Source organism: Microbacterium sp. NPDC077644 (assembly GCF_040702785.1).
Lineage (GTDB): Bacteria > Actinomycetota > Actinomycetes > Actinomycetales > Microbacteriaceae > Microbacterium.
In genome coordinates this window covers 23,779-43,102 of the sequence record NZ_JBFBME010000002.1, presented here as the reverse complement: position 1 = coordinate 43,102, position 19,324 = coordinate 23,779, and the positions used below count along the sequence as shown (strand labels likewise).

Below are 19,324 nucleotides of genomic sequence, written 5' to 3'. Positions count from 1 at the left end.
CGGGGGATAAAGGACAATCATGGCTATTCGCAAGTACAAGCCCACGACCCCGGGTCGCCGTGGCTCGTCGGTGGCTGACTTCGCCGAGATCACTCGATCGACGCCCGAGAAGTCGCTGCTGCGCCCGCTCTCGAAGACCGGCGGTCGCAACAACCAGGGCCGCATCACGACCCGTCACATCGGTGGTGGCCACAAGCGCCAGTACCGCGTCATCGACTTCCGTCGCAATGACAAGGACGGCGTGGACGCCAAAGTCGCTCACATCGAGTACGACCCCAACCGCACCGCGCGCATCGCGCTGCTGCACTACTTCGACGGCGAGAAGCGCTACATCCTCGCCCCGAACAAGCTGAAGCAGGGCGACGTCGTCGAGTCGGGTGCCTCGGCCGACATCAAGCCGGGCAACAACCTGCCCCTGAAGAACATCCCGACCGGTACGGTGATCCACGCGATCGAGCTCCGTCCCGGCGGCGGTGCCAAGCTCGCGCGTTCGGCCGGTGCATCCGTCCGTCTCGTCGCGAAGGACGGCCCGTACGCGCAGCTCCGTCTGCCCTCGGGTGAGATCCGCAACGTCGACGCACGCTGCCGCGCCACCATCGGCGAGGTCGGCAACGCCGAGCAGTCGAACATCAACTGGGGCAAGGCCGGCCGCAAGCGCTGGAAGGGCGTCCGCCCGACCGTCCGCGGTGTCGCGATGAACCCGGTCGACCACCCGCACGGTGGTGGTGAGGGCAAGACGTCCGGTGGACGTCACCCCGTCACCCCCTGGGGCCAGGCCGAGGGTCGTACCCGTCACGCCAACAAGGAAAGCGACAAGTACATCGTGCGTCGTCGCACCGCCGGCAAGAAGCGCAAGTAGGAGTAGAAGAAGATGCCACGGAGTCTCAAGAAGGGCCCCTTCGTCGACGAGCACCTGCTTCGCAAGGTCGTCGTTCAGAACGAAGCCGGTACCAAGAACGTCATCAAGACCTGGTCGCGCCGGTCCATGATCATCCCGGCCATGCTGGGTCACACGATCGCGGTCCACGACGGTCGCAAGCACATCCCCGTGTTTGTCACCGAGACCATGGTCGGTCACAAGCTGGGCGAGTTCGCGCCCACCCGCACCTTCCGCGGCCACGAGAAGGACGACAAGAAGGGCCGTCGCCGCTGACGCGGGGACGATAGAGGAGAGAGAAATGGTGGAGTCCATCGCACGCGTGCGACACATCCGCGTGACCCCTCAGAAGGCTCGTCGTGTCGTCGCGCTCATCAAGGGCAAGCAGGCCCAGGAAGCTCTGGCGATCCTCAAGTTCGCCCCGCAGAGCGCCAGTGAGCCGATCTACAAGCTTGTCGCGTCGGCCATGGCCAACGCGCAGGTGAAGGCGGATCGCGACGGCGAGTTCCTCGACGAGCAGGACCTGTACGTGGCCAACGCGTACGTCGACGAGGGCACGACGCTCAAGCGTTTCCGCCCCCGCGCTCAGGGTCGCGCTTTCCAGATCAAGAAGCGCACGAGCCACATCACGGTCGTGCTCTCGACGCCCGAGGCCGCTGCTGCGACCGACGGCGACAGCAAGAAGAAGGCGAGCAAGTAATGGGCCAGAAAGTAAACCCGTACGGCTTCCGCCTCGGAATCACCACGGACCACGTGTCCCGTTGGTTCTCGGACTCGACGAAGCCGGGCCAGCGTTACGCCGACTACGTGGCCGAGGACGTCAAGATCCGCAACCTCCTGAAGACCCAGCTCGACCGGGCCGGCGTCTCCAGCATCGAGATCGAGCGCACTCGTGACCGCGTCCGCGTCGACATCCACACCGCCCGTCCGGGCATCGTGATCGGTCGTCGTGGTGCCGAGGCCGAGCGCATCCGCGGCGACCTCGAGAAGCTCACCGGCAAGCAGATCCAGCTGAACATCCTCGAGGTCAAGAACCCCGAGGCCGACGCTCAGCTCGTCGCACAGGGCATCGCCGAGCAGCTGTCTGCTCGCGTGGCGTTCCGTCGTGCGATGCGCAAGGGTCTGCAGGGCGCTCAGCGCGCCGGCGCCAAGGGCATCCGCATCCAGGTCTCCGGCCGCCTCGGCGGCGCGGAGATGAGCCGCTCGGAGTTCTACCGCGAGGGTCGTGTGCCGCTGCACACGCTGCGCGCGAACATCGACTATGGCTTCTACGAGGCGAAGACCACCTTCGGCCGCATCGGCGTGAAGGTCTGGATCTACAAGGGCGACCTCACCAACAAGGAGCTCGCTCGCGAGCAGGCCAACCAGAAGCCTTCGCGCGACCGTGGCGGCGACCGCCGTCGTGGCCCGCGCAACGAGGCCCCTGTTGCAGAAGGAGCGTCGGCATAATGCTCATCCCCCGTAAGGTCAAGTTCCGCAAGCAGCACCACCCGGGTCGCTCGGGTCAGGCTACCGGCGGCACGAAGGTCTCCTTCGGCGAGTTCGGCATCCAGGCCCTCACCCCCGCTTACGTGACGAACCGTCAGATCGAGGCTGCTCGTATCGCGATGACCCGTCACATCAAGCGCGGTGGAAAGGTGTGGATCAACATCTACCCCGACCGTCCGCTCACGAAGAAGCCCGCCGAGACCCGCATGGGTTCCGGTAAGGGTTCCCCGGAGTGGTGGGTCGCAAACGTCAAGCCGGGTCGCGTCCTCTTCGAGGTCGCCGGAGTCAACGAGGAGCTCGCACGCGAGGCCCTGACCCGAGCCATTCACAAGCTGCCGCTCAAGGCACGCATCATCAAGCGCGAGGAGGGCGACGCGTAATGGCGATCGGCACCAAGGAGCTCGCTCCGGCAGAGCTCGACACGTTCGAAGACCAGCGCCTCGTTGAGGAGCTGCGCAAGGCCAAGGAGGAGCTGTTCAACCTCCGTTTCCAGTCGGCCACCGGCCAGCTGGAGAGCCACGGCCGCATCCGCGCCGTCAAGCGCGACATCGCACGCCTGTACACGGTGATCCGCGAGCGCGAGCTCGGCATCCGTGCGACGCCGGCTCCGGTCGAGGCTCCGGCCAAGAAGGCGACCAAGTCGAAGGCGAAGAAGACCGAGGACACCTCGGCCGACGCCGAAGGGAAGGCTGAGTAATGGCCACCAAGAAGGAAGCTGAAGCTCCCGTCTCGCACGACGTGCGCGACGAGGACGCCCGCGGTTACCGCAAGACGCAGCGCGGCTACGTCGTCAGCGACAAGATGGACAAGACCATCGTCGTCGAGGTCGAGGACCGCGTGAAGCACCCCCTGTACGGCAAGGTCATCCGCCGCACGGAGAAGCGCAAGGTGCACGACGAGAACAACTCGGCCGGCATCGGCGACCTCGTCGTCATCAGCGAGACCCGTCCGCTCAGCGCCACCAAGCGCTGGCGTCTGGTCGAGATCGTCGAGAAGGCCAAGTAAGCCCTCGGCTTGCTTAAGGAGTAATAGTGATTCAGCAGGAATCCCGCCTCAAGGTCGCCGACAACACCGGCGCGAAGGAGCTGCTCACGATCCGCGTTCTCGGTGGTTCGCGCCGCCGTTACGCCGGTCTGGGTGACACCATCGTCGCCACCGTCAAGGACGCGATCCCGGGCGGCAACGTGAAGAAGGGCGATGTCGTCAAGGCAGTCATCGTCCGCACCGTGAAGTCCACGCGCCGTCCCGACGGCTCGTACATCAAGTTCGACGAGAACGCCGCCGTCATCCTGAAGAACGACGGGGAGCCCCGCGGCACCCGTATCTTCGGCCCGGTCGGTCGTGAGCTTCGTGACAAGAAGTTCATGAAGATCGTCTCGCTCGCCCCGGAGGTTATCTGATCATGGCGAACATCAAGAAGGGTGACCTGGTTCAGGTCATCACCGGCGCCAAGCAGGAGCGCGGCGGCGACCGCGGCAAGCAGGGCAAGGTCCTCGAGGTCCTCGCCGAGCAGAACCGCGTCATCGTCGAGGGCGTGAACTACATCACCAAGCACACCCGCGTCGGCCAGACGCAGCGTGGCACCAAGACGGGCGGCATCGAGACTCTCGAGGCTCCCATCCACATCTCGAACGTCGCACTCGTCGACCCCGAGACCAAGAAGCCGACCCGTGTCGGCCGCCGGGTCGAGGAGCAGACCAAGGACGGCGTCAAGCGCACCGTCCGCGTGCGCTACGCGAAGAAGTCAGGTAAGGACCTCTGATGAGCACCGACACTGCCGCGCCGGCTGGCAAGATCCAGCCGCGCCTGAAGCAGAAGTACAAGGCCGAGATCCAGCAGAAGCTGCAGGACGAGTTCGGCTACGAGAACGTGATGCAGATCCCCGGCCTCGTCAAGGTCGTCGTCAACACCGGTGTCGGTGAGGCGGCTCGTGACAGCAAGGTGATCGATGGCGCGGTCGACGACCTCACCAAGATCACCGGCCAGAAGCCGATCGTCACCAAGGCCCGCAAGTCCATCGCGCAGTTCAAGCTGCGCGAGGGCCAGGCCATCGGCGCGCACGTCACCCTCCGCGGCGACCGTGCGTGGGAGTTCATCGACCGCCTGGTCTCGCTCGCCCTGCCCCGCATCCGCGACTTCCGCGGGCTGTCGGCCAAGCAGTTCGACGGACACGGCAACTACACCTTCGGTCTCCAGGAGCAGAGCGTGTTCCACGAGATCGATCAGGACAAGATCGACCGCGTTCGCGGCTTCGACATCACGGTCGTCACCTCGGCGAAGACGGATGACGAGGGTCGGGCTCTGCTCCGCCACCTCGGCTTCCCGTTCCAGTCGGAGGACGCCAAGGCGTGACGCTTCGAACCCCCGCCCGTCAGGGCGGGGGTTCCGCGTGCCTTACAATTGAAGATTGTGTGTTCACGAAGGTCGGCGTCTGTGTAACGGGCGTCGAAACCTCATGATCGAAAGAAGAAGAATATGACAATGACAGACCCGGTCGCAGACATGCTGACCCGTCTGCGCAACGCGAACTCGGCGCACCACGACACTGTGTCGCTCCCGTCGAGCAAGCTCAAGACGCACATCGCCGACATCCTCCAGCAGGAGGGCTACATCGCCGGCTACGAGGTCACCGACGCCCGCGTCGGCCAGAGCCTCACCCTCACGCTGAAGTACGGCCCCAACCGTGAGCGTTCCATCGCGGGCATCAAGCGCGTCTCGAAGCCCGGTCTTCGCGTCTACGCGAAGTCCACGGAGCTCCCCAAGGTCCTCGGCGGCCTCGGCGTGGCCATCCTGTCCACCTCCTCCGGTCTCCTCACGGACCGTCAGGCCGAGCAGAAGGGCGTGGGCGGAGAAGTTCTCGCCTACGTGTGGTAATTCGACATGTCGCGTATCGGACGACTTCCCATCGAGATCCCCGCGGGCGTGACCGTTTCGGTCGACGGCCGTGCGGTCGCGGTGAAGGGCCCCAAGGGTGAGCTCACCCTCGACGTGGCCAGCCCCATCGAGGTCGCGGTCGAGGACAACCAGGTGGTTGTCACCCGTCCCGACGACGAGCGCGAGTCGCGGTCGCTCCACGGCCTGACCCGCACGCTCATCAACAACAACATCATCGGCGTCACCCAGGGCTACACCAAGGGCCTCGAGGTCGTCGGCACCGGTTACCGCGTGCAGCAGAAGGGCAGCTCGGTCGAGTTCGCCCTCGGCTTCTCGCACCCGGTCCTGATCGACCCGCCCGCGGGCATCACCCTGACGGTCGAGGGCACGAACAAGCTCACGGTCAGTGGCATCGACAAGCAGGCTGTCGGCGAGGCAGCTGCGAACATCCGCAAGATCCGCAAGCCCGAGCCGTACAAGGGCAAGGGCGTGCGCTACGCCGGCGAGGTCGTGCGTCGCAAGGCCGGAAAGGCTGGTAAGTAATCATGGCTGTGAAGTCGAAGTCCGACGCCCGCGCGCGTCGTCACGCCCGCCTTCGCAAGAAGATCGAGGGCACCGAGGCGCGTCCGCGTCTGGTCGTCAACCGTTCGGCCCGCCACGTCTTCGTCCAGCTGGTCGACGACAGCAAGGGCCACACCGTCGCCTCGGCATCCACGCTCGAGACCGAGCTGCGCTCGTTCGACGGTGACAAGACCGCCAAGGCCCGCAAGGTCGGCGAGCTCGTCGCCGAGCGTGCGAAGGCCGCCGGTGTCACCGAGGTCGTGTTCGACCGCGGAGGCAACCGCTACGCCGGTCGCGTCGCGGCCATCGCCGAGGGCGCCCGCGAAGGGGGGCTGGCACTGTGAGTGACAACAAGGAGAACGAAGTGACCGAAACGGCTGCTGCGGCTCCCGAGACGGCCGCTGCCACCGAGGCAGCAGAGCCCGCTCGCGAGCAGCGCGAAGGCCGCCGCGGCGGCCGTGACCGCAACCAGGGCGGCCGCGACCGCAACTCGCGCGACCGCGGCGACAACCAGTTCCTGGAGCGCGTCGTCACCATCAACCGTGTCTCGAAGGTCGTGAAGGGTGGACGCCGGTTCAGCTTCACCGCTCTCGTGGTCGTCGGTGACGGCAACGGTCTGGTCGGCGTCGGCTACGGCAAGGCCCGTGAGGTGCCCCTGGCCATCTCCAAGGGTGTCGAAGAGGCCAAGCGGAACTTCTTCCGCGTGCCCCGCGTCGGCACCACGATCCCGCACCCGGTGCAGGGCGAGGCCGCTGCCGGCGTCGTGCTGCTGCGTCCGGCCGCTGCCGGTACCGGTGTCATCGCCGGTGGTCCCGTCCGCGCCGTGCTCGAGTGCGCCGGTGTCCACGACGTCCTGTCGAAGTCGCTCGGCTCGTCGAACACGATCAACATCGTGCACGCGACCGTCGAGGCACTCAAGAGCCTCGAGGAGCCGCGCGCCGTCGCCGCCCGTCGTGGTCTCGACTACGACGCCGTCGTTCCGGGCATCATCATCCGCAACGAGGCAAAGGCCGCCGCTGCGGCTGCTGCGAAGGTAGGTGCCTGATGGCCGCCCGTCTGAAGGTGACCCAGATCAAGTCCAAGGTGAGCGAGAAGCAGAACCAGCGCGACACGCTGCGCAGCCTCGGTCTCAAGCGCATCGGTGACACCACCGTTCGCCCCGACGACGCGCAGACGCGCGGCTACGTCAAGACCGTCGCCCACCTCGTCAAGGTTGAGGAGATCGACTAATGGCTGAGAAGAACGAGGCCGTGGAGGCGGAGAAGGCCACCAAGGCTCCCGCCAAGAAGGCCGCCGCTCCCAAGGCTGCTGCCGAGAAGAAGCCGGCCGCCAAGAAGGCTCCGGCCAAGGCTGCTGCCGACGCCAAGGCCCCCAAGGCCGAGGCTGCCAAGGAGCCCGCCGCCAAGAAGGCCGCTCCGTCGGCGGATGCTTCGGCATCCCGCCCCGGCGTCCTCAAGGTCCACCACCTGCGTCCCGTCCCCGGCGCCAACACCGCGAAGACCCGTGTCGGTCGCGGTGAGGGCTCGAAGGGCAAGACCGCCGGTCGCGGCACCAAGGGCACCAAGGCCCGCAACACCGTTCGGGTCGGCTTCGAGGGTGGGCAGATGCCGCTGCACATGCGCACCCCGAAGCTGCGCGGGTTCAAGAACCCGTTCCGCGTCGAGTACCAGGTCGTGAACCTGGCCAAGCTCGCGGAACTCTACCCCAAGGGCGGCGATGTCACCGTCAGCGATCTGGTCGCCAAGGGCGCCGTTCGCAAGAACGAGAAGGTCAAGGTTCTCGGTGACGGCGACATCGACGTGAAGCTCACCGTCTCGGTCGACAAGGTCTCGGGTTCTGCCGAGCAGAAGATCGTGGCTGCGGGCGGATCCGTCAAGTAACCGCGTCAGAGAGGGGTCGGAGATTCTCCGGCCCCTCTCTGCGTTACGCTGGTCTTTCGGCCGTCCGTCGCGGACCGGCTACCCCTTTCTGGAGGAACGCCCTTGTTTAGCGCTATCGCGCGGATCTTCCGCACCCCCGACCTGCGTCGGAAGATCGGTTTCACTCTGGCGATCATCGCCATCTACCGGCTCGGCTCGCACGTGCCTGCTCCGTTCGTGCATTTCCCGAACGTCGAGGAATGCCTCCGCATCAACGCAGGCACCGAGGGCCTGCTGAGCCTGGTCAACCTCTTCTCCGGCGGCGCACTGCTGCAGCTGTCGATCTTCGCCCTCGGTGTGATGCCGTACATCACGGCGACCATCATCACCCAGCTCCTGCGCGTGGTCATCCCGCACTTCGAGGCGCTGCACAAGGAGGGGCAGGCCGGCCAGGCCAAGCTCACCCAGTACACCCGTTACCTCACGATCGCACTCGCACTGCTGCAGTCGACGACCCTGGTGACGGTGGCCCGCAGCGGCCAGCTCTTCGGCACGACCGACGTCGCGGCCTGCCAGCAGCTGCTCACGAACGACGTGTGGTGGGCGCAGCTGCTCATCATCATCGCCATGACCGCCGGTACCGGCCTCATCATGTGGTTCGCCGAGCTCGTCACCGAGCGCGGCATCGGCAACGGCATGTCGCTGCTCATCTTCACCTCGATCGCCGCGACCTTCCCGGCCGCGATGTGGACGATCTTCGAGACCAACGGGTTCGAGACGTTCCTGCTCGTCCTCGCAATCGGCATCGTCGTCACCGGACTCGTCGTCTTCGTCGAGCAGTCGCAGCGACGTGTGCCGGTGCAGTACGCCAAGCGCATGGTCGGCCGGCGCACGTACGGCGGCACGAACACCTACATCCCGATCAAGGTGAACATGGCGGGTGTCATCCCGATCATCTTCGCCTCGTCGCTGCTGTACATCCCGATGCTCGTCGCGCAGTTCAACACTCCGCAGGACGGCTCGGAGCCGGCCGCATGGGTGGTCTGGGTCTCGCAGTACTTCACGACGGGCGATCACCCGCTGTACATGATCGCGTACTTCCTGCTGATCATCGGCTTCGCCTACTTCTACGTCGCGATCACGTTCAACCCCGTCGAGGTCGCCGACAACATGAAGAAGTACGGCGGGTTCATCCCCGGCATCCGTGCCGGGCGTCCGACGGCCGAGTACCTCGACTACGTCATCACCCGCATCACGTTCCCCGGTTCGATCTACCTGGGTCTGATCGCACTCATCCCGCTCGTCGCCCTGGCGACGGTCGGCGCCAACCAGAACTTCCCGTTCGGCGGCGCATCGATCCTCATCATCGTCGGTGTGGGTCTCGAGACGGTCAAGCAGATCGACGCACAGCTCCAGCAGCGCCACTACGAAGGGCTTCTCCGTTGACAGCATCCGCACGACTTCTCATCGTCGGCCCGCAGGGCTCCGGCAAGGGCACGCAGGGCGTGCGCATCGCTGAGGCCTTCGGCATCCCGGTCGTCTCGACCGGTGACATCTTCCGCGCCAACATCAAGGGCGGAACCGAGCTCGGCCAGCAGGTCACGGCGATCCTCGATCGCGGCGACCTCGTGCCGGACGAGCTGACCGGTGAGATCGTGCGGGACCGTCTGTCGCAGGATGACGCGCAGTCGGGCTTCCTGCTGGACGGCTACCCCCGCAACGTGGCGCAGGTCGGTCATCTCGACGAGTTCCTCGGCGCGCGCGGCGAGGCTCTGGATGCTGTCATCCTGCTCGACGTCCCGCGCGAGGAGAGCATCGCGCGGCTGTCGTTGCGCGCACAGGAGCAGGGCCGTTCGGATGACACCGAAGAGGCGATCGCGCACCGACTGGACATCTACGAGAACGAGACCGCCCCGATCCTCGCCGTGTACGGCGAGCGCGGGATCGTCGACCGCATCGACGGCATCGGCTCGCTGGACGAGATCACCGAGCGCATCACCTCGGCGCTCGCCGCGCGCGGCCTGACGCTCGCCTCCTGACGCTGACCATCTGACGCTCGCCGCCTGACGTGTTCCGCCGCTCGATCTACAAGACGCCCGCCCAGTTGCGGGCGATGGTCGAGCCCGGGCTCATCACCGCGGCGTCGCTGGATGCCGCGGGCGCTGCCATCGCGGCCGGCGTGACGACCGCTGCGGTCGACGAAGCGGCCTCGGCTGCCGTGCTCGCGCGCGGAGCCGAGTCGAACTTCAAGCTTGTGCGCGGCTACCACCACACCACGTGCATCTCGGTGAACGAGCAGGTCGTGCACGGCATCCCGGGTTCTCGGGTTCTGGAGCCGGGCGACATCGTCTCGGTGGATTCCGGTGCGCAGTACCAGGGCTGGAACGGCGACAGCGCACGCACGTTCATCGTGCCTGATCCCGCGCGGCCCGATCTCGTGGCGGCGCGTTCGGAGCTGTCGCGGGTCACGGAGGGCTCGATGTGGGCCGGGATCGCGGCGATGGCGTCGGCTCGTCATCTCGGGGACATCGGCGCGGCGATCCAGGACTACATCGAGGCGCAGGGGGAGTACGGCATCCTCCGCGAGTACGTCGGGCACGGCATCGGCCGCAAGATGCACGAGGCGCCGAGCGTGTTCAACTACCGCACTCCCGACCCCGGTGCCGAGGTGAAGCCCGGGCTCGTGCTCGCGATCGAGCCGATGGTCACCGCCGGGTCCGATCAGACGTTCGTCGAGGACGACGACTGGACGGTCTCCACCGTCGACGGCAGCGACGGCAGTCACTGGGAGCACTCCGTCGCCGTCCATGCCGACGGCATCTGGGTTCTGACGGCTGCGGACGGCGGCCGCGCCGGCCTCGCCCCCTTCAACGTCACCCCAACCCCCATCCCGTAGTCCCCGCGTCCGCCCCCCGCGAAACAGGTCTTCTCCTCCGAAACAGGTCGTGCCACGGTTTGCTTCAGCCAGTAGCACCTGTTTCGCAGTGATCGAGTTGTTCTGCACAGACCGTGGTCGCGTGCGACGCCTGTGGAAAGCGGGTGAGGAGGGAGCGCGTGGGGCACGATGAGCGGATGCCGCTCCTGCTCGCCGACCGCGCTCATCTGACCCCGCCGCAAAGGCTGTACACGTACGACGAGCTGAGAGGGTCGGGCGCCGACCCGAGCGAACGCGGGTGGCGTCGGCTCAGGAAGGGCGTGTACGTCGAGCAGAGCGCCTATGCGGCGCTCAAGCCCTGGGAGCGTTACGCCACAAGGGTGCACGCGCTTCTCAAGGTTCAGCCGAGCGCAGTTCTGTGTCTGGAGGCCGCGGCGCTGATCCACGGCATCCCGCTGTTCGGCGAGACGAAGGACGTGCACGTCTACGAACCCGACGCGACGTCGTCGTGGCGGCACGGTGACGTCAGCATCCACGCGAGTGCAGACGAGCGCGAAGTCGTCGAGGTGGCCGGCATCCATGTGACGTCTGTCACAGATACGGTTGCCGACCTCGCGCGCGTCGTGCCGCCGGCTCAGGCATTGGCGATGGTGGATGCGGTGATCTCACCGGTGCAGGGGGGAACGCTCCGGTTGGACGAGTTGCGTGCTCACGGGGCCGACCAGCAGAACCGGCGCGGACTGAAGCGTCGGCACTGGGTGTGGCGCAATGCGGATGCGCGCTCCGAGTCGCCCGGTGAGAGTGTGAGCCGGGCGGTGATCCTCTGGAGCGGATTCGAGCCTCCGGACCTGCAACGCGATTTCTTCTATGAAGGCTGCAATGACCGCACCGACTTCCACTTCCCGCGCACTCGAGCAGTAGCCGAGTCGGACGGGTGGGGAAAGTACGACCTCGATGACCCCGTGGCAGCGGAGATGCATCTGCGTGAGGAGAAGAAGCGGGAGGACAGGCTGCGCCGCAACGGACATCCGATGGCGCGCTGGGATCTCAGTGACGCGTGGCGGGTCGATCCGCTCTGTCGCGCACTCGTACAGGCCGGCGTGCGCCGCGCGGAATCCCCGAACATCCCATATCTCGCGACTCTGCATCACACGCCACGTCAGTTGCCTGCGCGTCGACGCCGGCCCGAAACGGGTCCTGCCCGCTGAAACAGGACGTGGCACGCCCTGTCCCGCGGAACAAGACCTGTTTCGCAGGGGGGAGGGAGAGGCGGCGGAGAGGCGCGGGGAAGGGGGCTCACAAGCGGGGCATAGGATTGCGCGGGAAGATTGAGCATCCCCTGCACTGACCCGCTCACAGCGCGGGCATCGAAGAACGGAAGAGCATGGCTGCTGCCGCCAAGAGCAACACCAACTGGTTCGCGATCGGAATCTCCGCCGCTGTCGTCATCGTCCTCGTGGCCCTCGGCGGCCTCGTCGTGTTCCTGAACAACCAGGCCACGTCCCCGGGAACCGCACCCGAGAGCGCGATCGTGAACGAGGAGACCGGCGCGATCACGTTCGGCACGGGCGACACCGAGATCGACACGTTCGTCGACTTCATGTGCCCGATCTGCGGCGACTTCGAGGACACGTACGGCGCGGCCCTGCAGGATGCGGCGGCGAACGACGAGATCACGCTGAACCTGCACCCCATCTCGATCCTCGACCGCTACTCGCAGAACACCGAGTTCTCGACGCGTGCCGCGGCATCCGTGTACTGCGTGGCCGCCGAGGCCCCCGACTCCGCGCTCGACTATTTCAACCTGCTGTTCGAGAACCAGCCGGCCGAGAACACGGCAGGACTCACCGATGACGAGCTCGCGGCGTTCGCCGATCAGGTCGGGGCAGGCGCCGCCGCGGACTGCATCGCCGACGGCACGTACAAGCGCTACGTCACGTCGCAGACGAACCAGCACGACATCCAGGGCACGCCGACCGTCGAGATCGACGGGGAGCGCATCGAGAACTCCGAGATCGGCACCCGCTTCGCCGACATCCTCGGTTGATATCCACGATCCCGCGACGGGCCGCTCCATCCGGGGCGGCCCGTTCCCGTACCAGAGTTGCCGGGCGGCACCACAGCGGATAAGATAGACCGTTGGTGCCCTGCGCCCTGTTTCGGCGTGTCCGTCAGTGCGGGCATCACAATCATCCATCCACCGCAGATCGACCGATCTGCAGAAGCGTCAGCGAGGCTATGGCTAAGAAAGACGGTGTCATCGAGATCGAGGGTGTCATCTCCGAGGCTCTGCCCAACGCGATGTTCCGCGTTGAGCTCACCAACGGACACAAGGTGCTCGCCACGATCTCCGGAAAGATGCGGCAGAACTACATCCGCATCATCCCCGAGGACCGCGTGGTCGTGGAGCTCAGCCCCTACGACCTGACTCGCGGCCGCATCGTCTACCGCTACCGCTGATCGGTCGAGAAGTAACACCCCAGGCGCTCCCGCCTGCCCGGTGAAGACAGCGAACAGGAAACATCATGAAGGTCAACCCCAGCGTCAAGCCCATCTGCGATCACTGCAAGGTGATCCGCCGTCACGGCCGCGTCATGGTGATCTGCAAGAGCAACCCGCGCCACAAGCAGCGCCAGGGCTGATCACTCTTCGGATCTGACTCACAACTCAATACGAAACAGGCAGGGTCAAGAAGCCGCGCGAGCGGCGGACACCTCGGGACAGAGGCCCGGGTCCACATCCTGCTCCACACCTCTACTCAACTCAGGAGAACCGCATGGCACGTCTTGCCGGCGTTGACATCCCGCGCGACAAGCGCGTGGTGATCGCCCTTACCTACATCTACGGCGTCGGCCGTACCCGCTCGGTCGAGATCCTCAAGGCCACCGAGATCGACGAGTCGATCCGCGTCAAGGACCTCACCGACGACCAGCTCGTCGCACTCCGCGACTACATCGAAGGCAACTACAAGGTGGAGGGTGACCTGCGCCGCGAGGTCGCCGCAGACATCCGCCGCAAGGTCGAGATCGGCTCCTACGAGGGCCTCCGCCACCGTCGTGGCCTCCCGGTCCGCGGTCAGCGCACCAAGACCAACGCCCGTACCCGCAAGGGCCCGAAGCGCACCGTCGCCGGCAAGAAGAAGGCCCGCTAAGCAGCGGCCAGGGAATAGGAGAACACTTTCATGGCTGCACCCAAGGCCGCCGCGCGCAAGCCGCGCCGCAAGGAGAAGAAGAACATCGCGCTGGGCCAGGCCCACATCAAGTCGACGTTCAACAACACCATCGTCTCGATCACCGACCCGTCCGGCGCTGTCATCAGCTGGGCATCGTCGGGTGGCGTGGGCTTCAAGGGCTCGCGCAAGTCGACCCCGTACGCCGCCGGCATGGCTGCCGAGTCGGCCGCCCGCCAGGCTCAGGAGCACGGCGTCAAGAAGGTCGACGTCTTCGTGAAGGGTCCGGGCTCCGGCCGCGAGACCGCGATCCGCTCGCTCACGGCCGCAGGCCTCGAGGTCGGTTCGATCCAGGACGTCACCCCGCAGGCGCACAACGGCTGCCGCCCGCCGAAGCGTCGCCGCGTCTGATCCGCTGCAGCGGCGCTCGGCCCCTCGACAAGCTCAGGGATCGAGCGCCGCTCCGCCCGTCGCGGGCACTGACTTCCACAACTCAAGACCTCACCCACCACATGTCATATAGCGGGCATGTGATCGAAAGGAACACAGAGTGCTCATTGCACAGCGTCCCACACTGACCGAGGAAAAGATCGCCGAGAACCGCAGCCGGTTCATCGTCGAGCCGCTCGAGCCCGGCTTCGGCTACACCATCGGAAACGCGCTGCGTCGCAGCCTGCTCTCGTCGATCCCCGGCGCTGCTGTCACCAGCATCCGCATCGATGGTGTCCTGCACGAGTTCAGCACCATCCCCGGCGTGAAGGAGGATGTCACCGAGATCATCCTCAACATCAAGCAGCTGGTCGTCTCGTCCGAGCGCGACGAGCCCATCACCGCTTACCTGCGCAAGACCGGTGCGGGCGAAGTGACCGCCGCTGACATCTCGGCTCCGGCCGGTGTCGAGGTCCACAACCCCGAGCTCGTCATCGCGACGCTCAACGACACCGCCAAGTTCGAGCTCGAGCTCACGATCGAGCGCGGCCGCGGCTACGTGTCGGCGACCCAGAACCGCAACGAGTACGCCGAGGCCGGGCAGATCCCCGTCGACTCGATCTACTCGCCCGTTCTCAAGGTCAGCTACCGCGTCGAGGCGACCCGTGCCGGTGAGCGCACCGACTTCGACAAGCTCGTCCTGGACGTCGAGACGAAGAACAGCATCCTCCCGCGGGATGCCGTCGCCTCGGCTGCGAAGACCCTGACCGAGCTGTTCGGCCTCGCGCGCGAGCTGAACGTCGAGGCCGAGGGCATCGAGATCGGCCCGGCGCCGGTGGAGCCCGTGCTCTCCAGCGAGCTGTCCATGCCGATCGAGGACCTCGACCTGTCGGTCCGCTCCTACAACTGCCTCAAGCGCGAGGGCATCAACACGGTGTCCGAGCTCGTGGCGCTGTCGGAGACGCAGCTCATGAACATCCGCAACTTCGGCCAGAAGTCGGTCGACGAGGTGCGCGACAAGCTCATCTCGCTCGGTCTGTCGCTCAAGGATTCGGTGCCCGGTTTCGACGGCGCCCACTTCTACGGCGCAGGCGAAGACGAGTCCTTCTGACCTTCCCGAATATCTGACCAGGAGTTAGACGAATATGCCTAAGCCCAACAAGGGACCCCGCCTCGGAGGCGGCCCCGCCCACGAGCGCCTGCTGCTTGCCAACCTCGCATCGGCGCTGTTCACCCACAAGTCGATCAAGACGACCGAGACCAAGGCCAAGCGCCTGCGTCCGCTCGCCGAGCGCATGATCACGTTCGCCAAGCGCGGCGACCTGCACGCTCGTCGCCGGGTGCTCTCGATCCTCGGCAACAAGGACGCCGTGCACGTCCTCTTCGCCGAGATCGCTCCGCTGGTCGCCGAGCGCGAGGGCGGCTACACCCGCATCACGAAGGTCGGCAACCGCAAGGGCGACAACGCCCCCATGGCCGTGATCGAGCTCGTCCTCGAGCCCGTCTCGCCGAAGGCGAAGAAGGCCGCTCCGAAGGCTGAGAAGGCCGCCCCCAAGGCCGAGAAGCCGGCTGCGGATGCTGCTGAGGCCGGTGCCGAGTCGCAGGAGGAGGGCGCAGCCGCTGAGGCCGTGGCCGCCGCTGCGCTCGTCGACGGTGAGTTCGGTGCGGACTCCGCCGCTCCTCTCGAGGACGGCTCCGCTCCCGAGGGCTTCGACATCAAGGGCAACAAGGACTCCATGAAGTTCCACCGTCCCGATGGCCAGTGGTACGAGCAGACCGTCGCCGAGGTGTGGTTCCGCACCGCTGAGGCCGCTGAGGCCGCAGGCTTCACCGAGGCCGGCAAGTAACACGCCGCCGAGAAGGCCCGCCATCCCCTTGAGGGGCGGCGGGCCTTCTCGCGTCTCCCGGCGTGCAGGACCAGGATGCTTCGAGCGATAGGCTTGCGCGAGTGAGTGAGCTTCAGGATGCGAGGGTGCGCGGCCCCCGCGCATACCTGACCTTCATCGTCATCGGCATGCTGGCAGGGCTCCTCTCCGGTCTGTTCGGCGTCGGCGGCGGCACGGTCATCGTGCCGCTCCTCGTCCTCATGCTGCACTTCGATCAGCGGCTGGCCGCCGGCACCTCACTCGCCGCGATCGTCCCCACCGCGAGCGTCGGCGTCATCTCGTACGCGGCCAGTGGATCGGTCGCCTGGATCCCCGCGCTGATCCTCGCCGCCGGCGCCGTCGTCGGTGCGCAGATCGGCACGCGTCTGCTTCCACGGATCTCGCAGAACGCACTGCGCTGGGGATTCGTCGTGTTCCTCGTGATCGTGATCGTCAGCCTGTTCGTCGTCATCCCGTCGCGCGACGCGGTGTTCGAACTCGGCTGGATCAACGGCATCGCCCTGGTTGTGGTGGGTGTCGGCACCGGCATCATCGCGGGTCTCATCGGCGTGGGCGGCGGCGTGGTCGTCGTCCCCGTGCTCATGCTCGCGTTCGGTACGAGCGACCTCGAGGCCAAGGGCACGTCCCTGCTGATGATGATCCCCACCGCGATCTCGGGGACCTTCGGCAACCTCCGTCACCGCAACGTCGACCTGGTCGCAGCCGGGATCATCGGACTGTCCGCCTGCACGATGACCGCGCTCGGCGCCTGGCTCGCCACGCTCATCGACCCGTTCGCCGGCAACATGCTCTTCGCCGCATATCTGGCGTTCATCGCGATCCAGATGGCGATCAAGGCCCTGCGCTCGCGTCCCCGCCGCGGTTGACGCGGCATCCGCTCGGTAGACTTGACCGGTGCCTGTGAACAACGATCTCGTCGGCCGGGAGTTCCCGCCGACCCCGCCGTATCTGGTCGGACGTGAGAAGGTGCGCGAGTTCGCCCGCGCCGTCTTCGCCGACGCCCCGCTGCACACCGATGTCGACGCGGCCCGCGCGCTCGGCTACGCCGACGTCGTCGCGCCGCCGACCTTCGCGATGGTGATCCAGGACCTCACGCTCCAGCAGCTGCTGTCCGAGCCCGACTCCGGCATCGTCCTGGCCCGCACCATCCACGCCGAGCAGCGCTTCGCCTACTCGCAGCCGATCGTCGCGGGCGTCGAGCTGACAGGACAGCTGAAGGTCACCGGCATCCGCATGATGGCGGGCAACGCCATGATCACCAGCGAGGCCGAGATCACGGATGCCGACGGCGCCCACGTCGTCACCGCAACGAGCGTGCTGCTGGTCGGATCCGACGACGAGGAGGCGGCGGCATGACATACGAGGTCGGAGACGTGATCGCCGAGCGCACCGTCCATCTCACCCGCGAGTCCCTCGTCCGCTACGCGGGTGCGTCGGGCGACTTCAACCCGATCCACTACCGCGATGACGTCGCGGCAGCCGTCGGACTGCCCGGCGTCCTCGCCCACGGGATGCTGACGATGGGGCTGGCCTCGTCCGTCGTCGTCGCCGCGCTCGGCGACACCGCTCGCATCACCGACTACGGCGTGCGGTTCACCCGCCCCGTCGTCGTCGACCCCGAGGACGGTGCCGACGTGTCCGTGTTCGCGAAGGTCGGCGCGGTCGACGAGGCATCCGCGCGCATCGATCTGACGGTGAAGCACGCCGACACCACGGTGCTCGTCAAGGCGCAGCTGCGCGTCGCCCTCTGATGACCGAGATCGCGCCCGCAAGCCTCGCGGACCTCACGACGCTGCGCACCGGCGCCGCGCCCGAACGGATGCTGGATGCCACGACCACGGACGAACTGGTCGAGGCGCTCCGCGACACGTGGTCGCGCGGGGACGAGTGGTTCGTGCTCGGCGGCGGATCGAACCTCTTCGTCGGGGACGAGCCGTTCGAGGGCACCGTGATCCGCATCCTGACGACGGGCATCGAGCGGCTCCCGTCGCCGCATCCCGGCCGCGTGCGGCTCCGGATTCAGGCAGGACACAACTGGGACGACCTCGTCGCCTACACGGTCGACCATGGTCTCGCGGGAATCGAGGCGATGAGCGGCATCCCGGGCACCGTCGGCGCTGCTCCCGTGCAGAACGTGGGCGCGTACGGGCAGGAGATCCAGGAGACCCTCGTCGAGGTCGACCTCATCGACGAGTCCACCGGCGAGGTGCAGACCGTGCCGGCATCCGAACTCGGACTGGGCTTTCGCACGTCGGTGCTCAAGCATCACTACGGCGGCGCGCCGATCCGCCGAGCCGTCATCCTCTCGGTGACGCTCGACCTCGCGGAGGTCGGCGAGGCGGGACGCCCGATCGGCGGCGAGCAGTTGCGGCGCGCCCTCGGCATCGACGACGACGAGCGCGTCTCGCTCGCGCACGTCCGGGAGCGGATCCGTGCGACCAGAGCGGCCAAGGGGATGCTGCTGAACCCCGACGACCCCGATACGGCCAGCGCCGGGTCGTTCTTCCAGAACCTCATCGTGCCCGAGACGGTCGCCGCCCAGCTCCCGCCGGAGTGCCCGCGGTGGCCGGTCGAACCCGATCTGGATGCTGCGACCGTGATCCCGCTCGAGTCGTTCGACGGCTACGTTCCGCCCGCGAAGACGACGCGCCCCGACGTCAAGGTCAGCGCCGCGTGGCTCATCGAGAACTCCGGCATCCGCAAGGGATTCCGGCTGCCGCGCTCGCGCGCCGGCATCTCGACAAAACACGCGCTGGCGCTCACCAACCGCGGCGGAGCGACGGCGGGCGAGCTGGCCGAGCTCGCCCGGTACATCCAGGCCCGGGTGCATTCGGAGTTCGGTCTGCTGCTGCAGCCCGAGCCGGTGCTGGTGGGCGTCGAGCTCTAAGGATAGCGTGGCGGGATGAGCGGACTCGTCCCATACCTCTTCTTTCCCGGCACCGCCGCCGAGGCGCTGACCTTCTACCAGGGCGTCTTCGGCGGAGAGCTGCAACTGTTCACGTATGAGCAGTTCGGTCGCACCGATGGTCCGGACGATGCGATCGCGCACGGTGCGCTGAACGGTGCGGTGCAGGTCTTCGCCTCGGATGCCGCGGGCGACGAGGATGCCGTGCACATCGTCGGTGCGATGTTCTCGCTGCTCGGCACCGCCGATGCTGAGACGCTGCAGCAGTGGTTCGCCGCGCTCGGTGAGGGCGGCACGATCACCGACGGGCTGCAGAAGCGCCCGTGGGGCGACTACGACGGGCAGGTCACGGATCGCTACGGCATCCGCTGGCTGATCGGGTACCAGGAGTCCTGACGCGG

The 19,324-nt window shown here is 66.8% G+C and carries 32 protein-coding genes; all 32 read left to right on the top strand.

Going from position 1 to position 19,324, the window contains the following annotated elements:
- The first annotated feature begins 19 nt into the window (after window positions 1–19).
- The gene (rplB, locus tag AB0269_RS07095) at window positions 20–859 is read left to right on the top strand and encodes a 50S ribosomal protein L2 (protein WP_366210555.1); all 840 of its coding nucleotides are present in this window, start codon (window positions 20–22) and stop codon (window positions 857–859) included.
- 12 nt (window positions 860–871) lie between these two features.
- On the top strand, window positions 872–1,153 hold the full coding sequence (rpsS, locus tag AB0269_RS07090; protein ID WP_120229702.1) for a 30S ribosomal protein S19: 282 nt from the start codon (window positions 872–874) through the stop codon (window positions 1,151–1,153).
- A gap of 25 nt (window positions 1,154–1,178) precedes the next feature.
- The gene (rplV, locus tag AB0269_RS07085; RefSeq protein ID WP_175985206.1) at window positions 1,179–1,577 is read left to right on the top strand and encodes a 50S ribosomal protein L22; all 399 of its coding nucleotides are present in this window, start codon (window positions 1,179–1,181) and stop codon (window positions 1,575–1,577) included.
- Complete coding sequence (rpsC, locus tag AB0269_RS07080) at window positions 1,577–2,326, top strand: 30S ribosomal protein S3 (RefSeq protein ID WP_175985208.1); 750 nt, start codon at window positions 1,577–1,579, stop codon at window positions 2,324–2,326. The genes rplV and rpsC overlap by 1 nt, the downstream gene beginning before the upstream one ends.
- Window positions 2,326–2,745, top strand: coding sequence for a 50S ribosomal protein L16 (gene rplP / locus AB0269_RS07075; protein WP_366210554.1), 420 nt, complete (start codon window positions 2,326–2,328; stop codon window positions 2,743–2,745). Before rpsC ends, rplP begins: the two co-directional genes overlap by 1 nt.
- A complete protein-coding gene (rpmC, locus tag AB0269_RS07070; RefSeq protein ID WP_175985212.1) occupies window positions 2,745–3,062 on the top strand; it encodes a 50S ribosomal protein L29 in 318 nt (105 codons plus the stop codon). The genes rplP and rpmC overlap by 1 nt, the downstream gene beginning before the upstream one ends.
- The gene (rpsQ, locus tag AB0269_RS07065) at window positions 3,062–3,370 is read left to right on the top strand and encodes a 30S ribosomal protein S17 (RefSeq protein ID WP_230103690.1); all 309 of its coding nucleotides are present in this window, start codon (window positions 3,062–3,064) and stop codon (window positions 3,368–3,370) included. Before rpmC ends, rpsQ begins: the two co-directional genes overlap by 1 nt.
- Window positions 3,371–3,396: 26 nt before the next feature.
- Window positions 3,397–3,765, top strand: a complete 369-nt coding sequence (gene rplN, locus AB0269_RS07060) for a 50S ribosomal protein L14 (protein WP_053097479.1) — start codon at window positions 3,397–3,399, stop codon at window positions 3,763–3,765.
- Between the two features lie 2 nt (window positions 3,766–3,767).
- On the top strand, window positions 3,768–4,127 hold the full coding sequence (gene rplX, locus AB0269_RS07055) for a 50S ribosomal protein L24 (protein ID WP_175985216.1): 360 nt from the start codon (window positions 3,768–3,770) through the stop codon (window positions 4,125–4,127).
- Complete coding sequence (rplE, locus tag AB0269_RS07050) at window positions 4,127–4,717, top strand: 50S ribosomal protein L5 (protein ID WP_366210553.1); 591 nt, start codon at window positions 4,127–4,129, stop codon at window positions 4,715–4,717. The genes rplX and rplE overlap by 1 nt, the downstream gene beginning before the upstream one ends.
- A gap of 123 nt (window positions 4,718–4,840) precedes the next feature.
- The gene (rpsH, locus tag AB0269_RS07045; RefSeq protein ID WP_366210552.1) at window positions 4,841–5,239 is read left to right on the top strand and encodes a 30S ribosomal protein S8; all 399 of its coding nucleotides are present in this window, start codon (window positions 4,841–4,843) and stop codon (window positions 5,237–5,239) included.
- Window positions 5,240–5,245: 6 nt separating this feature from the next.
- Window positions 5,246–5,782 carry a 50S ribosomal protein L6 gene (gene rplF / locus AB0269_RS07040; protein ID WP_366210551.1) on the top strand — a complete coding sequence of 179 codons (537 nt, stop codon included), beginning with the start codon at window positions 5,246–5,248 and terminating at the stop codon, window positions 5,780–5,782.
- A 2-nt stretch (window positions 5,783–5,784) separates the two neighbouring features.
- Window positions 5,785–6,144: a 50S ribosomal protein L18 gene (gene rplR, locus AB0269_RS07035; RefSeq protein ID WP_366210550.1), complete on the top strand. Its 360-nt coding sequence runs from the start codon at window positions 5,785–5,787 to the stop codon at window positions 6,142–6,144.
- Complete coding sequence (gene rpsE / locus AB0269_RS07030) at window positions 6,141–6,845, top strand: 30S ribosomal protein S5 (protein WP_175985226.1); 705 nt, start codon at window positions 6,141–6,143, stop codon at window positions 6,843–6,845. Before rplR ends, rpsE begins: the two co-directional genes overlap by 4 nt.
- Window positions 6,845–7,030: a 50S ribosomal protein L30 gene (rpmD, locus tag AB0269_RS07025; protein ID WP_017201575.1), complete on the top strand. Its 186-nt coding sequence runs from the start codon at window positions 6,845–6,847 to the stop codon at window positions 7,028–7,030. The genes rpsE and rpmD overlap by 1 nt, the downstream gene beginning before the upstream one ends.
- Window positions 7,030–7,680, top strand: coding sequence for a 50S ribosomal protein L15 (gene rplO, locus AB0269_RS07020; protein WP_366210549.1), 651 nt, complete (start codon window positions 7,030–7,032; stop codon window positions 7,678–7,680). The genes rpmD and rplO overlap by 1 nt, the downstream gene beginning before the upstream one ends.
- Before the next feature lie 102 nt (window positions 7,681–7,782).
- A complete protein-coding gene (gene secY / locus AB0269_RS07015; protein WP_175985230.1) occupies window positions 7,783–9,105 on the top strand; it encodes a preprotein translocase subunit SecY in 1,323 nt (440 codons plus the stop codon).
- Window positions 9,102–9,698, top strand: coding sequence for an adenylate kinase (locus AB0269_RS07010; protein ID WP_366210548.1), 597 nt, complete (start codon window positions 9,102–9,104; stop codon window positions 9,696–9,698). The genes secY and AB0269_RS07010 overlap by 4 nt, the downstream gene beginning before the upstream one ends.
- 29 nt (window positions 9,699–9,727) lie before the next feature.
- Complete coding sequence (map, locus tag AB0269_RS07005; protein WP_366210547.1) at window positions 9,728–10,555, top strand: type I methionyl aminopeptidase; 828 nt, start codon at window positions 9,728–9,730, stop codon at window positions 10,553–10,555.
- 158 nt (window positions 10,556–10,713) lie between these two features.
- On the top strand, window positions 10,714–11,742 hold the full coding sequence (locus AB0269_RS07000) for a hypothetical protein (RefSeq protein WP_366210546.1): 1,029 nt from the start codon (window positions 10,714–10,716) through the stop codon (window positions 11,740–11,742).
- Between the two features lie 176 nt (window positions 11,743–11,918).
- On the top strand, window positions 11,919–12,581 hold the full coding sequence (locus tag AB0269_RS06995) for a thioredoxin domain-containing protein (protein WP_366210545.1): 663 nt from the start codon (window positions 11,919–11,921) through the stop codon (window positions 12,579–12,581).
- Between the two features lie 191 nt (window positions 12,582–12,772).
- Complete coding sequence (infA, locus tag AB0269_RS06990; RefSeq protein ID WP_028496510.1) at window positions 12,773–12,994, top strand: translation initiation factor IF-1; 222 nt, start codon at window positions 12,773–12,775, stop codon at window positions 12,992–12,994.
- 65 nt (window positions 12,995–13,059) lie between these two features.
- On the top strand, window positions 13,060–13,176 hold the full coding sequence (gene rpmJ / locus AB0269_RS06985) for a 50S ribosomal protein L36 (protein ID WP_005050492.1): 117 nt from the start codon (window positions 13,060–13,062) through the stop codon (window positions 13,174–13,176).
- Between the two features lie 134 nt (window positions 13,177–13,310).
- Entirely contained in the window at window positions 13,311–13,685 is a 375-nt protein-coding gene (gene rpsM, locus AB0269_RS06980; protein WP_067354346.1) for a 30S ribosomal protein S13, read from the top strand.
- 30 nt (window positions 13,686–13,715) lie between these two features.
- Window positions 13,716–14,114 carry a 30S ribosomal protein S11 gene (gene rpsK, locus AB0269_RS06975; RefSeq protein ID WP_033106075.1) on the top strand — a complete coding sequence of 133 codons (399 nt, stop codon included), beginning with the start codon at window positions 13,716–13,718 and terminating at the stop codon, window positions 14,112–14,114.
- A 139-nt stretch (window positions 14,115–14,253) separates the two neighbouring features.
- The gene (locus AB0269_RS06970) at window positions 14,254–15,243 is read left to right on the top strand and encodes a DNA-directed RNA polymerase subunit alpha (RefSeq protein ID WP_175985241.1); all 990 of its coding nucleotides are present in this window, start codon (window positions 14,254–14,256) and stop codon (window positions 15,241–15,243) included.
- A gap of 34 nt (window positions 15,244–15,277) precedes the next feature.
- Window positions 15,278–15,979, top strand: a complete 702-nt coding sequence (gene rplQ / locus AB0269_RS06965) for a 50S ribosomal protein L17 (RefSeq protein WP_366210544.1) — start codon at window positions 15,278–15,280, stop codon at window positions 15,977–15,979.
- A 101-nt stretch (window positions 15,980–16,080) separates the two neighbouring features.
- Window positions 16,081–16,884 carry a sulfite exporter TauE/SafE family protein gene (locus tag AB0269_RS06960; protein ID WP_366210543.1) on the top strand — a complete coding sequence of 268 codons (804 nt, stop codon included), beginning with the start codon at window positions 16,081–16,083 and terminating at the stop codon, window positions 16,882–16,884.
- A 28-nt stretch (window positions 16,885–16,912) separates the two neighbouring features.
- Window positions 16,913–17,374: a MaoC family dehydratase N-terminal domain-containing protein gene (locus tag AB0269_RS06955; protein WP_366210542.1), complete on the top strand. Its 462-nt coding sequence runs from the start codon at window positions 16,913–16,915 to the stop codon at window positions 17,372–17,374.
- Window positions 17,371–17,769 carry a MaoC/PaaZ C-terminal domain-containing protein gene (locus tag AB0269_RS06950; protein ID WP_366210541.1) on the top strand — a complete coding sequence of 133 codons (399 nt, stop codon included), beginning with the start codon at window positions 17,371–17,373 and terminating at the stop codon, window positions 17,767–17,769. The genes AB0269_RS06955 and AB0269_RS06950 overlap by 4 nt, the downstream gene beginning before the upstream one ends.
- Window positions 17,769–18,905, top strand: a complete 1,137-nt coding sequence (locus AB0269_RS06945) for a UDP-N-acetylmuramate dehydrogenase (RefSeq protein ID WP_366210540.1) — start codon at window positions 17,769–17,771, stop codon at window positions 18,903–18,905. The genes AB0269_RS06950 and AB0269_RS06945 overlap by 1 nt, the downstream gene beginning before the upstream one ends.
- Window positions 18,906–18,920: 15 nt before the next feature.
- Window positions 18,921–19,319, top strand: coding sequence for a VOC family protein (locus AB0269_RS06940; protein ID WP_366210539.1), 399 nt, complete (start codon window positions 18,921–18,923; stop codon window positions 19,317–19,319).
- Window positions 19,320–19,324 lie beyond the last annotated feature (5 nt).

Excerpts from the sequence above, each read along its gene's own strand:
- rplV (WP_175985206.1), top strand. The coding sequence starts at position 1,179 with ATGGTGGAGTCCATCGCACGCGTGCGACACATCCGCGTGACCCCTCAG.
- rpsQ (WP_230103690.1), top strand. The coding sequence starts at position 3,062 with ATGGCCACCAAGAAGGAAGCTGAAGCTCCCGTCTCGCACGACGTGCGC.
- infA (WP_028496510.1), top strand. The coding sequence starts at position 12,773 with ATGGCTAAGAAAGACGGTGTCATCGAGATCGAGGGTGTCATCTCCGAG.
- rplR (WP_366210550.1), top strand. The coding sequence starts at position 5,785 with ATGGCTGTGAAGTCGAAGTCCGACGCCCGCGCGCGTCGTCACGCCCGC.
- rpsK (WP_033106075.1), top strand. The coding sequence starts at position 13,716 with ATGGCTGCACCCAAGGCCGCCGCGCGCAAGCCGCGCCGCAAGGAGAAG.
- rpmJ (WP_005050492.1), top strand. The coding sequence starts at position 13,060 with ATGAAGGTCAACCCCAGCGTCAAGCCCATCTGCGATCACTGCAAGGTG.
- rplP (WP_366210554.1), top strand. The coding sequence starts at position 2,326 with ATGCTCATCCCCCGTAAGGTCAAGTTCCGCAAGCAGCACCACCCGGGT.
- rplB (WP_366210555.1), top strand. The coding sequence starts at position 20 with ATGGCTATTCGCAAGTACAAGCCCACGACCCCGGGTCGCCGTGGCTCG.
- AB0269_RS06945 (WP_366210540.1), top strand. The coding sequence starts at position 17,769 with ATGACCGAGATCGCGCCCGCAAGCCTCGCGGACCTCACGACGCTGCGC.
- rpsS (WP_120229702.1), top strand. The coding sequence starts at position 872 with ATGCCACGGAGTCTCAAGAAGGGCCCCTTCGTCGACGAGCACCTGCTT.
- AB0269_RS06950 (WP_366210541.1), top strand. The coding sequence starts at position 17,371 with ATGACATACGAGGTCGGAGACGTGATCGCCGAGCGCACCGTCCATCTC.
- rplX (WP_175985216.1), top strand. The coding sequence starts at position 3,768 with ATGGCGAACATCAAGAAGGGTGACCTGGTTCAGGTCATCACCGGCGCC.
- rpsC (WP_175985208.1), top strand. The coding sequence starts at position 1,577 with ATGGGCCAGAAAGTAAACCCGTACGGCTTCCGCCTCGGAATCACCACG.
- AB0269_RS06940 (WP_366210539.1), top strand. The coding sequence starts at position 18,921 with ATGAGCGGACTCGTCCCATACCTCTTCTTTCCCGGCACCGCCGCCGAG.
- rpsH (WP_366210552.1), top strand. The coding sequence starts at position 4,841 with ATGACAATGACAGACCCGGTCGCAGACATGCTGACCCGTCTGCGCAAC.
- rplF (WP_366210551.1), top strand. The coding sequence starts at position 5,246 with ATGTCGCGTATCGGACGACTTCCCATCGAGATCCCCGCGGGCGTGACC.
- rplE (WP_366210553.1), top strand. The coding sequence starts at position 4,127 with ATGAGCACCGACACTGCCGCGCCGGCTGGCAAGATCCAGCCGCGCCTG.
- rplO (WP_366210549.1), top strand. The coding sequence starts at position 7,030 with ATGGCTGAGAAGAACGAGGCCGTGGAGGCGGAGAAGGCCACCAAGGCT.
- rplQ (WP_366210544.1), top strand. The coding sequence starts at position 15,278 with ATGCCTAAGCCCAACAAGGGACCCCGCCTCGGAGGCGGCCCCGCCCAC.
- rpmC (WP_175985212.1), top strand. The coding sequence starts at position 2,745 with ATGGCGATCGGCACCAAGGAGCTCGCTCCGGCAGAGCTCGACACGTTC.
- rpsM (WP_067354346.1), top strand. The coding sequence starts at position 13,311 with ATGGCACGTCTTGCCGGCGTTGACATCCCGCGCGACAAGCGCGTGGTG.
- rpmD (WP_017201575.1), top strand. The coding sequence starts at position 6,845 with ATGGCCGCCCGTCTGAAGGTGACCCAGATCAAGTCCAAGGTGAGCGAG.
- AB0269_RS06995 (WP_366210545.1), top strand. The coding sequence starts at position 11,919 with ATGGCTGCTGCCGCCAAGAGCAACACCAACTGGTTCGCGATCGGAATC.